The 11,712-nt window shown below is 37.7% G+C and carries 11 protein-coding genes; all 11 read left to right on the top strand.

Going from position 1 to position 11,712, the window contains the following annotated elements:
* Window positions 1–66 precede the first annotated feature (66 nt).
* Window positions 67–843, top strand: coding sequence for a glucose 1-dehydrogenase (locus HNP81_RS08565; protein ID WP_182502316.1), 777 nt, complete (start codon window positions 67–69; stop codon window positions 841–843).
* Between the two features lie 45 nt (window positions 844–888).
* Window positions 889–1,518, top strand: coding sequence for an HAD family hydrolase (locus tag HNP81_RS08560; protein WP_028389939.1), 630 nt, complete (start codon window positions 889–891; stop codon window positions 1,516–1,518).
* Between the two features lie 351 nt (window positions 1,519–1,869).
* Window positions 1,870–2,940: a substrate-binding domain-containing protein gene (locus HNP81_RS08555; protein WP_182502315.1), complete on the top strand. Its 1,071-nt coding sequence runs from the start codon at window positions 1,870–1,872 to the stop codon at window positions 2,938–2,940.
* A 200-nt stretch (window positions 2,941–3,140) separates the two neighbouring features.
* On the top strand, window positions 3,141–4,631 hold the full coding sequence (locus HNP81_RS08550; protein WP_182502314.1) for a sugar ABC transporter ATP-binding protein: 1,491 nt from the start codon (window positions 3,141–3,143) through the stop codon (window positions 4,629–4,631).
* A 5-nt stretch (window positions 4,632–4,636) separates the two neighbouring features.
* Window positions 4,637–5,635, top strand: a complete 999-nt coding sequence (locus tag HNP81_RS08545) for an ABC transporter permease (protein WP_235178918.1) — start codon at window positions 4,637–4,639, stop codon at window positions 5,633–5,635.
* Window positions 5,636–5,705: 70 nt separating this feature from the next.
* Window positions 5,706–6,743, top strand: coding sequence for a zinc-dependent alcohol dehydrogenase (locus HNP81_RS08540; RefSeq protein WP_182502313.1), 1,038 nt, complete (start codon window positions 5,706–5,708; stop codon window positions 6,741–6,743).
* A 38-nt stretch (window positions 6,744–6,781) separates the two neighbouring features.
* Window positions 6,782–7,801 carry a zinc-dependent alcohol dehydrogenase gene (locus HNP81_RS08535; RefSeq protein WP_182502312.1) on the top strand — a complete coding sequence of 340 codons (1,020 nt, stop codon included), beginning with the start codon at window positions 6,782–6,784 and terminating at the stop codon, window positions 7,799–7,801.
* Between the two features lie 163 nt (window positions 7,802–7,964).
* On the top strand, window positions 7,965–8,921 hold the full coding sequence (locus HNP81_RS08530; protein WP_182502311.1) for a phosphoglycerate dehydrogenase: 957 nt from the start codon (window positions 7,965–7,967) through the stop codon (window positions 8,919–8,921).
* The gene (locus HNP81_RS08525; RefSeq protein ID WP_182502310.1) at window positions 8,918–9,982 is read left to right on the top strand and encodes a phosphotriesterase family protein; all 1,065 of its coding nucleotides are present in this window, start codon (window positions 8,918–8,920) and stop codon (window positions 9,980–9,982) included. The genes HNP81_RS08530 and HNP81_RS08525 overlap by 4 nt, the downstream gene beginning before the upstream one ends.
* Before the next feature lie 28 nt (window positions 9,983–10,010).
* Window positions 10,011–10,952 (top strand): shikimate dehydrogenase family protein, encoded by a 942-nt coding sequence (locus tag HNP81_RS08520; RefSeq protein WP_182502309.1) that lies wholly within the window; start codon window positions 10,011–10,013, stop codon window positions 10,950–10,952.
* Window positions 10,953–11,129: 177 nt separating this feature from the next.
* Window positions 11,130–11,708: a glucose-6-phosphate isomerase gene (locus tag HNP81_RS08515; RefSeq protein WP_028389948.1), complete on the top strand. Its 579-nt coding sequence runs from the start codon at window positions 11,130–11,132 to the stop codon at window positions 11,706–11,708.
* Window positions 11,709–11,712 lie beyond the last annotated feature (4 nt).

The following is an 11,712-nucleotide window of genomic DNA, read 5'->3' as shown; positions in this document are numbered from 1 at the left end:
GAAGTTTCACTTTATGCTCATGTCACTATTTCACACCTATAAATAATGTTAAAGGAGACTATATATATGGATATGTTGAAAAAATTATTCTCACTTGAAGGAAAAGTAGTGCTTATAACTGGGGGGGCACAGGGCATAGGGAAAGCCGTTGCTGAACATATTGCAGCAGTAGGTGCGGATATTGTAATTTTTGACCAACAGGCAGAAAAAGCACAGGCTACGGCGGATGCAATTGGAAGAGAATATCAATGCAGAGCAATGGCAATAGGGGTTGATGTAACAAAGCCAGAGGAGATTGCCGTTGCTATTGAAAAAGCAGATGCTGAAATGGGGAAATTAGATTTATTGTTTAATAATGCAGGAATTGTGATTCAAAAACCAGCTATTGATTTAACCTCGGATGAATGGTTTAAAGTGATTAATGTCAATCTAAATGGGGTTTTCTTTGTAGCTCAGGCTTTTGGACGATATTTAATTGCTCGTGATAAGCAAGGTGCTATCGTTAACACAGCTTCTATGTCAGGTACGATTGTTAATTACCCGCAGCAGCAAGCATCTTACAATACATCAAAGGCCGGTGTGGTTCAATTGACTAAATCCCTAGCAGTCGAATGGGCTGATAAAGGAATAAGAGTAAACTGCATAAGTCCTGGCTATATCTTTACAGAGTTAACATCATTTGTTAGACAGGATTGGCAAGATTTATGGAAGGAGCTAACCCCATATAAACGGATGGGTAAGCCAGAAGAATTAGCTGGTGCTGTAATTTATTTGCTATCTGATTCTTCATCCTTTGCAACTGGAACAGATTTAATTATTGATGGTGGGTTCACTATTGTTTAATATCTCTTATTCATGCCTAAAGAAGCTTCAGAGGGGGACTTTAATATGATTGATAGTATTATATTTGATTTAGATGGGACTCTATGGGATACCACCCATATAGGGGCGCAAATTTGGTCAGATGCTGCTTCAAACTATCGTATTCGTGTTCAAGTGACAGCAGATCAATTAAAGGGCCTGTACGGATTACCAGTTGATATTATTGCAAAGAGATTATTTCCAGATGCCTCAGATGAAGTACTCCAAGCTATTATGCAGGAAAGTTCTAGGAAACAATGTCAGTACCTTGAAGAAGATGGTGGCATACTTTTCCCAAGACTTATAGAGACATTAAATGAACTAAAGAAAAACTATCGGCTTTTTATTGTAAGCAATTGTGAGGAAGGCTATATTCAAAGTTTCATTAAAGGAAATCAACTGGAAGGTTACTTTGAAGATTTTGAATACCCGGGTAGGACGGGGCTGTCAAAGGCAGATAATATCCGTATGATTATTGATCGTAATCATTTAAAGAACCCTATCTATGTAGGCGATACAACGCTAGATGCTACGTCTTCAAAGGAAGCTGGTATACCTTTTGTTTATGCTAAATACGGATTTGGAAATGTTGAAAAGTTCGACGATGTCATTGATTCGTTAAACGAACTAAATCAATTATCACTTCTTAAAATTTAATAGAGTTTCAATTTTTAATAAACTTCTATTAATTATTTTTTAAATATTCATTTTATTGGTAGATATTTATAATTCACGTAAAATTTATCTGATATTGACGGGCGGTAAGATCTCCATCTCAAGGCTTAGAGGAATTGAAGAAGCGTCGGTGGGGGATGAAGGAAACCCCACTGATTGAAGTTTCAATATATCTAAAGCCAAACATAGAATCTTTTTATTTTTCTTAAAATTCTTTTAATAAGAATATTGATAACGCTATCATTTTATTGTATAGTATGGACATGCATATATTGTAATGTAGTAACAATACTATGTATTGAAAAATATGATCTAATCTAGGGGGATATGCACATGAAGAAAAAGTCTTTATTTTCATTACTATTAGGTGTGTTAATGGCAGTGTTACTAGTTGGATGTAATTCTTCAGAGGGATCATCTGGAGACGGAAAATCTGGTAATGAAAAGTTTAAAGTTGGTTTTGCGATCAAGACTCAAGATTCGCCTTACTTTGTGTCATTAGTTGATGCTGTTAAAGAATATGCAGGGGCAAAAGGTTGGGATTTAACGGTCCTAGATGCAAATGGAGATACTACAAAAGAAGCAGAAAACATGGAAACTTTTATTGCTCAAGGTATGGACTTAATTTTCTTAGATAGCATTGAACCAGATGCCGCAGTTCCTAGTATTAATAAAGCTGCAGAAGCTGGAATCGGTGTTATTAACCTCGACAGTGGAGTTGGCGAAGGAGCTAAAGATATTACAACGGTTTATTCAGATAATAAACAAAATGGTAGATTAGTAGGGTTAACTTATGCTGAAAAAATGGCGGATAAAGAAATTAAATCTATTATCCTAAGCGGTGCTAAAGGGAATGTAGCAGGTATGGAAAGAAGAACAGGTCTTTTTGCTGGTATTATTGAAGGAAAGACTGGAATTACAGAAGAAGAAGCTTGGAAGCAAGCAGAAGCGTTTGATAAAGAATTAACATCAAAGGGTAAAGCCACTCATGCTGAAGCGAAATTTACGGTTGCAGGACAAGGTTGGGGGAACTGGACTGAGGAAGAGGGTCTAAAAGCTTCTGAGGATCTGATTACAGCTAATCCAGGTTTAACAACTGTATTAGGTGAAAACGATCATATGTTATTTGGTGCAATGACAGCGCTTAAAAATTCTGGGGCTGAAGGTGTTGATATTGTTGCTGCTGCGGACGGAGCGAAGGCAGCTTATGACTTAATTAAAGAAGACAAATACTATGCTACAGGTGAAAACAGTCCTTATAAAGTTGCAGAGTTAGGCGTTAAGATTGCCGAAGAAATTTTAGTGGATGGCAAAGATATGTGGAGCTACGAAGACATTACATTAACAAAGCCAGCAGCTGTAACGAAGGAAAATGTAGACGAATATTATGAATTCGGTTTCTAGAAAGTAAAATCTACAAACTGTCTATTACTTAAAGGCAATGATAGTAATAGACAGTATCACTTATCTTTAGGGTTTTGGTTTTAATTGCTATCATTTAAAAATTATTATAAGTGAAGTCAGTTGAATTAAAGATCTGCCATTTTACGAAAGAGGAGGATTACTTCTTATCATTACTTCTATAGAAAGGGGAGACAAAAATTATGCAGAAAGAATATGCCGTACAAATGAAAAATATTACAAAACATTTTGGCGGTGTGAAAGCGTTAACGGACGTTTCTCTTAATGTTGAAAAAGGGGAAATCCATGCATTAATAGGTGAAAATGGTGCTGGAAAATCCACCTTGATGAAAATCTTAGCAGGTGCCTATCAAAATGATAAAGGCCAGATATTAATTAACGGTAAAGAAGCAAAAATTACATCACCTAAAGATGTTATTAATTTAGGAGTTTCAGTTATTTATCAAGAATTTATGCTGGCACCTGACCTTACTGTTGCAGAAAATATCTTTATTGATAAACTAGCTGATTCTGGAATGTTAATTAATTGGAAGATGTTGAAAAAGAGGGCAAAGGAAGAATTAAAAAAACTTGGGTTTGATGATATAGACCCAGAAGAAAAAGTAGGGAGTTTGAGTGTTGCATATCAACAAATCGTGGAAATCTGTAAATGTCTTGCAAGAGAATCAAATGTATTAGTTTTTGATGAGCCAACGGCTGTATTAACGTTTTCTGAGACTCAAAAGTTACTATCCATTATCAATAATTTAAAAAATAATGGTGTTAGTATTATCTATATTTCTCATCGTCTCGAAGAATTATTAGAAATCAGTGATCACATTACCGTATTAAAAGATGGAAAATACGTAGATACAGTAGTTACCTCCTCTATTAATAAGGAAGAGTTGGTTTCCATGATGGTTGGAAGAGAGATTACCCAATTGTTCCCTGAACGCAAAACGAAAATAGGAAAAGAAATATTAAAGGTTGATAACTTAAGTGCCGGAAACCTGGTTAAAGATGTCAGCTTCTCAATTAAAAGTGGTGAAGTAGTTGGATTTAGTGGTTTAGTAGGCTCAGGCAGAACTGAAGCAATGCGGGCTATATTTGGAGTAGATAAAAAGAAATCTGGAAAAGTAATTTATTTTGGAGAAGAAGTGAATTTTAAAGATCCAAAAGAGGCAATAAATAAAGGATTTGGACTTCTCCCTGAGGATCGAAAAAAACAAGGCTTATTGTTAGAGCAATCCATTCGGATGAATACGACAATAGCGTCAATGTTTAAAATAAAGAAATTCGGTGTTATTAATCATAATAAAGAAAAAGAGTATGTGGAAGATTTGTTAGCTAGTATAGCTACAAAGTACGGTTCTATGGAGGATAATGTAAATAGTCTAAGTGGAGGAAACCAGCAAAAAGTTGCCCTTGCAAAATGGCTCTCAGCGGATTGTAAATGTCTTGTATTTGATGAGCCTACCCGAGGGGTAGACGTTGGTGCGAAAACAGAAATCTACAAGATTATTAACCAGCTTGCCGAAGAAGGTGTAGGGGTTATCGTTATTTCCTCTGAAATGTCTGAGATTATCGGAATGTGTGACCGTGCCATTGTTATGCGTCAAGGATTAATAGCCGGAGAGGTAGATAAGTCTGAGTTAACTGAAAATAATCTAATAAAACTTGCAATGGGGGTATAAGAGATATGGCTAACATGGAATTGGGATATGACAAAAACCTGCCTAAAGAAAAAAAAAATAAAAAGCTTAATTTCAAACAATTCCTGATCGATAACAATACATATATCATCCTAGTATTATTAATCATTATCAGCAGTATGCTTACCGATACCTTTTTAACATCCATGAACCTGAGGAATATTGCTCTTCAACAGGCAGCGCCAATATTAGTCGCTATTGGAATGTTATTTGTTATCGTAGCAGGTGGTATTGACTTATCAGTCGGTTCAGTTATGGCCGTAGGAGCAACTGTATCTGCCATTTTGATTAGTGATATGGGAATGAATTATCTTCCGGCAATGTTTCTTGCTGTTGTGATCGGAATTATTTTTGGATTATTTACGGGTATTTTAGTAGCCTATGCAGGTATGCAGGGGTTTGTGGCATCCTTAGCTACTATGACTATTGCAAGAGGGGTTTCCTTTGTAATTACGGGAGGAAGACCAGTTAAACTCGAATCTGGAACTCTAGATACGATTGTAAGCAAAGAATTTTTTTACCCTATTATTCTCATAGCTATTGTTTTAATTGTTGTATTCGCGTTTGTACAAAAATATACCAGCTGGGGACGAATCGCTATTGCTATCGGTAGTAACCCAACAGCAGTACAGCTTGCGGGTATCCGGACAAAAAGATACATTATGTCAACATATGCTGTGTCAGCTGCGCTAGCCGCATTAGCAGGTGTTTTTATTGCAGCAAGATCTTCAACCGGAAGTGCTACAGTAGGAATGGGTCAAGAGTTGGATGCCATTGCTGCTTGTGTTATCGGTGGGGCAAGCCTTGCAGGGGGGAAGGGCTTTGTAGTGAAAGCAGTGGCTGGCGGACTTATTTTAGGATTAATTGGAAATATTATGAACTTAATGGCCGTCCCATCTTATCCACAGGACATTATTAAAGGCTTCATAATTATCGCGGCGGTATTATTGGGGATTTTAACTAATAAATCTGAAAAGACAGTTTAATAGTTTAGGAGCTTTTGTATGAGGGGGAGAGATTAGGAATTCAATAAGTAATGAAAGGGCGAAGAAATTTATGAAAACATTAGTAGTAAATTCTGATGGCCAATTAGTGGTTATAGAAGTACCCGTTCCCAAATACAATTCGAAACAAGCTTTGGTAAAAACCATCAGCTGTGGAATTTGTGGTACGGATGCTACTATTATCAAATCTGAATTTAAAGGCTTTCCTAGAGAGAAATATCCCTTAATGCTTGGACATGAAGGTGTAGGCCGAGTAGTTGAGATAGGCTCTGAGGTAACAAGCTTTAAAGTCGGAGATATTGTTTTGCTTCCTTTTAACGATGAGGATGAAGAACAATACGGCTCTTTAGGTTCGGCATGGGGAGCGTTTAGTGAGTATGGTGTTATAAATGATAAATCAGCTTATCAAGAGGATGATATTCCTGAGGCTGCTTATGCACAGCAGGTTGTACCTGTTGATATTGACCCGGTAGATGCAACAATTCTAATTACCTTAAGAGAAGTTTATAGCACGATTAGATATTTTGATATTAATAAAGATGATAGTATTGTTGTTTTCGGCAGCGGACCTGTTGCCGTAACCTTTATCAAATTAATGAGTTTAATGGGATTCCAGTCGATTATTGGAATTGCTAGAAGTGAGGAAAAGCAGAACATTCTTTTGGAGAACGGGGCAAATGCTGCTTTTAATTGCAGAGAAACTGATATTAAGAATGAGATCCGAACATTATACCCTAATGGAGTCAAGTATGTATTAGACGCTGTTGGGACTGCTGAGATTATTAATCAAGCGATGGAATTGATTGAAGATCGAGGAGAAATACTTTGTTATGGTGTACCAAAGTACAATCAAATGCAGCTTGATTGGAGTAAGGCTCCCTACAATTGGAAGCTTAATTTCCAACAAATGCCCTCTAAGCTTGAGGAAGGTGAGTCGTACGGTCAGATTTTATCCTGGATTAGGGAAGGCAAGATTAACTTGAAGGACTTTGTTTCAAATTACTTTACGTTTGAAAATATTTTGGATGCTTTTGAAGAGTATACGAATCATCGAATTTTAAAGAAAGCAATAATTACTTATCCATTTTGATGGGAATTTATTTTTCAAAATATGAGGGGGATGTGCAAATGCTTCAAGCAATTATGGTTGAGCCCGGTAAAATTGAATTTAATGATGTACCAGTTTCAAAAGTAAAGCCTTACCAAATTAAAATTAAAGTGAAGCGAATCGGAGTCTGCGGTTCTGATATCCATGTGAATCACGGCAAACATCCTTATACTAGTTATCCGGTAGTACAAGGTCATGAAGTATCAGCAGAAGTTGTTGAGGTGGGCTCTGAAGTTACGAATGTTAAGATAGGAGATAAAGTTACCATCCAGCCACAAGTAGTCTGCGGCGAGTGTTATCAATGTACTCATGGATTATATAATGACTGTGAAGAACTGAAGGTTATGGGTTTTCAAACAACAGGGATGGCAAGCGAGTATTTTGTCGTCGATGCAAGTAAAGCATTAGCACTACCTGCTGAAATGAGTTTTGAGCATGGAGCAATGATCGAACCTCTTGCTGTTGCCGTGCATGCTGTAAGACGTGCTGGAGATGTAACGAATAAAAAGATCCTAGTGCTTGGCGGGGGGCCAATTGGTAATCTCGTTGCCCAAACAGCTAAAGCAATGGGAGCAGAATCAGTACTCATATCAGAACTAAGTAAATATCGTTTAGAAGTTGCAGAAAAGTGCGGCATTAAGACTATTGATGCTAAAAATGAGGACATATTGAATGGTATCATTGCGAATTTTGGTAATGACCGAGCAGACGTTATATTTGAGTGCATAGGAATCAATGTTACCATTAACCAGGCCATTAATTCTGCCCGAAAAGGAAGTACCATCGTCGTTGTTGGCGTATTTGCAGAGATGGCAAATATTAACATGGGCTATGTGCAAGACCACGAACTATCCTTACTCGGCAGTGCTATGTATCGTGAAGAAGATTATGTAAAAGCAATTGAACTTGTCAATGAAGGTTTAATTGATTTTGATACGTTAATCACGCATCGAGTGAAATTTGAAGATTATGCCAAAGCTTATGCTCTTATTGATGAGCAGAAAGACTATGCGATGAAGGTCATGATCGAAATAGACTAATATTTTTTCAATCGTAATGTTTATGTTTATTTAGAAATAGCTTTGCTTATTCCAAATAAAATTTTAATCAGTTATGTCGTGACATAACTACATAATAACAATTAGTAAACCAGAAACGATTGACTGAAAAATCAAGAACTTACTATAGGGGGATGAGGATGTAATGAAAGAAAAAATCTTAATCACGCCTAAATCATTTAAAAACTACAAAGAAAAGGCTCATAAGCTGCTTCAGGACCATGGCTATGAGATCATCGAAAATAATTTGGGCAGAACGATGACGGAGGAAGAGATCATCGAGCTAGCCAATGATGATGTTGTCGGTATTATCATAGGTGTAGATCCACTTCCAGCTAATGTTCTAGAACAATGCAAGAGCTTACGAGCAATCTCTAAATATGGGGTTGGTATGGATAATATTGACCTTAAAAAAGCAGCCGAACTTGGAATCCTTATAAAAAATGCGGTAGGAACGAATTCGATTTCAGTGGCTGAACATGCGATTGCTCTTATGTTCGCAGGTGCAAGACATTTACCGAGTATTGCCACTGGAGTTAAAGCATATGGGTGGGAACGAAGCATTGGCTTCGAGTTAACTAATAAAAACCTTGGTCTAGTTGGTGGTGGACAAATTGGAAAAGAGGTTGCCAAGAGAGCAGTTGGAATTGGTATGAAAGTCACAATCTATGATCCTTATTTTAATGATTTCGAATTCCTTGAAAAATATAATATCCAAACAGCCGATGAGTTATCAGAACTATTAAAAATGTCCGATATTATTTCCCTTCATTTGCCGGCAACGGAAGAGACAAAAGGGCTAATCAATGTTGAAACATTAAAACTAATGAAGCCAACTACCATCCTTATTAACACATCTCGTGGAGAACTTGTGGATGAAGCAGCGCTTTATCATGCGCTTGTTAATCAGGAGATAGCCGTTGCTGCACAGGATGTGTACTCTTCTGAACCACCAAAACAAGGGGATTTATTAGTGGCACTTCCAAATTTCATTTTAACACCGCATATTGGTGCATTTACCTATGAGGCAGTGGAACGAATGGCAATGGTTTCAACGGAAAATCTCATCAATATGCTTGCTCAAAAGGAAGTTGCAAAATGAATAATGGCTTAGATTATTTAACTAGTGTATCGAATTCATCTAAGGGTTTAATTATTGAGAGTCAAGAGGATGAAAGTGGTAATGAGCAATCTTATCACCAAGTCATTACCACTGTAACTGGACAAATAGCGTCGGAAGAAATCGGCTTTTGTCACAGTCATGAGCATCTTTTTTTAAAAAAAGGTCCAAGTTCTGAAATAGATTCTTCTTTGCAAATAGATGATTTTGATAAAACCACTCAAGAACTGAATTTGTTTAAAGCGGTTGGTGGTACGACCGTAGTGGATGCCCAACCCATTGGAAGCGGCCGCCATAGTCAGTGGTTAATGGCTGCTTCGCAACAAACAGGTATTCAGATCGTTGCTTCCACTGGGTTTCATAAATTAATGTTTTACTCTGAAAATCATTGGATTCGAACGGCAGATGTTGATACACTCACTGAACTATTTATAGATGAACTGGAAAACGGGATGTATGCAGATGGAGAAGATGCATGGCCTGTAGAAAAGATTGTGGCAAGGGCAGGTATTATTAAGACGGCCGCGGATTTTGAAGGTGTGGGAGGTCAATATTATCGGCTTTTCAAAGCTGCTTCCCAGGCAGCGGTTGCTACTGGGACACCCATCATGAGTCACACTGAACTCGGGTATGGAGCTCTTGATCAGATTAAGCTGTTTACAGATTTAGGCGTTGCTCCAAGCCGATTAATCATCTGCCATTTAGACCGAAAAATGGATACCGTTGATTATATGCTTCATGTTGCGAGCACGGGGGTTTATTTAGAACTCGATACCATCGGACGATTTAAATATCATTCGGATGACGAAGAGGTAGAGCTGATTATTAAGCTGATTGAGGCAGGTTATGAAAATCAAATTTTACTCGGACTGGATTCCACCCGCAAGCGATTAAGAAGCTACGGTGGTGAACTCGGTTTGGATTATTTGGTCAAAAGCTTTTTGCCCAGACTTGAGGATAGTGGTGTATCAAAAGCCTTAATCCGAAAATTCATCCACGAAAATCCGGCAAAAGCATTCAGTAAACGTATTTTTACAACATAAAACAGGAAAACAGAGAGGAGATTTCCCATTGAAATTACCAGAAAAAGCAACTCAGCCAACTATGTATTTTATCGGTGTAACTACCACGAAATCCTCCATCATGAAGCTTTTCCCTTTTTGGGCGGAGGCTTTAGGACTTGAAAAAGCGGTCTTAAAAGGGATTGATATCGATATTCATGCGGATCCTCAAGTCTATCGGGATGTGGTGCAGTTTATCAAGGATGATGAATTATCGCTAGGGGCCCTTGTAACTACCCATAAGATTGACCTTTATCATGCTGCTAAGGATCTCTTTGATTACCTTGATCCTTATGCAACCATGTTTGGTGAACTTTCTTCTATTTCCAAAAAGAATGGTAGGCTTGAAGGCTATGCAAAAGACCCTATTTCTAGCGGTTTAGCAATGGAAGCTTTTATTCCAGAAAACTATTGGAATGATCACGGTGGAGAATTGTTCATTATGGGAGCAGGTGGAAGTGCCATAGCGATTTGCTCCTACCTATTAGATCCTAAAAAAAGGAAAAGTATCCCATCGAAAGTGGTAATTGCAAACCGTAGCCAACCGCGTCTTGATGAGATTGCACGAATTGTTCAAGAAATTAATCCTGATGTAGAAGCTGAATACCATTTAACACCAGAACAAGGCCAGAACGATGACCTGCTTGCTCAACTTAAACCGCATTCCCTGATAATAAATTCAACCGGGTTAGGAAAAGATCGACCAGGTTCACCATTAACTGATAGCTGTAGCTTTCCTGAAGAGAGCTTAGTCTGGGAATTGAATTATCGGGGGGGGCTTGATTTCATGCATCAAGCACTAGCTCAAAAAGAAACAAAAGACCTTTATATAGAAGATGGCTGGATTTACTTCATCCACGGCTGGACGCAGGTTGTTGCTGAAGTCTTCCATATTGACATAACCGGATCTGTTTTCGACCGAATTGAACAAATTTCAAATGAAACAAGGTAAGTAATTTTCGAATGAATTCTATTGTTTTTATTAGAATGATAAACCCAATAACCAACTAAGCACATATGTGGTTCAACACTCTGAATGATCTGAATGAATTAATGCTGAACTTTATGACAGATGCAAATTTACAAAAATGAAAGAGTTAATATAAAAACAAACAGAGGTGACTTAAGAATGACTGAAAAAGTTTTAAAACCATTTACTATTGATTTTGATCTTATTACTGGATACTCCCAAGCGAAAAATTCAACTAAGCGTCCGCTTTCGAAAATGAAGGGTATGTATGCAGATGACGTTGCTTTTGATTCAGCAATACAAAACGACGATCCGCTAGTTTATGAGTTTTACGAACTCGACCTACCAGAAACGCCAGGTAATCTATTATTCGGAACAAGTATCGTCTACCCTGGAAAAGTTGGCGATGAGTATTTTATGACGAAAGGTCACTTCCATACCATTTTAGACACAGGTGAAGTGTACTATTGCTTAAGTGGTTATGGAGCCATGTTAATGGAAAATCCGGAAGGGGATTGGGATATACAGTATTTCTCCCCAGGAAAAGCCGTCTATGTTCCACCACGCTATGCACATAGAAGCATCAATCTTGGAAATGAGACGCTTGTGACGTTCTTTACATTCCGCGCAGATGCCGGTCATGACTACGGTACCATCGAAACCAAGGGATACAGAAAACTTGTTGTTGAAAGAGATGGTAAGCCTGAAATAATTGATAATCCAAAATGGAAAGAATAAGAGG

Source organism: Peribacillus huizhouensis (assembly GCF_014138605.1).
Taxonomy (GTDB): Bacteria; Bacillota; Bacilli; order Bacillales; family DSM-1321; genus Peribacillus; species Peribacillus huizhouensis.
The sequence above is the reverse complement of the archived record's forward strand: the minus strand, read 5'-3'. Positions and strand labels throughout refer to the sequence as shown.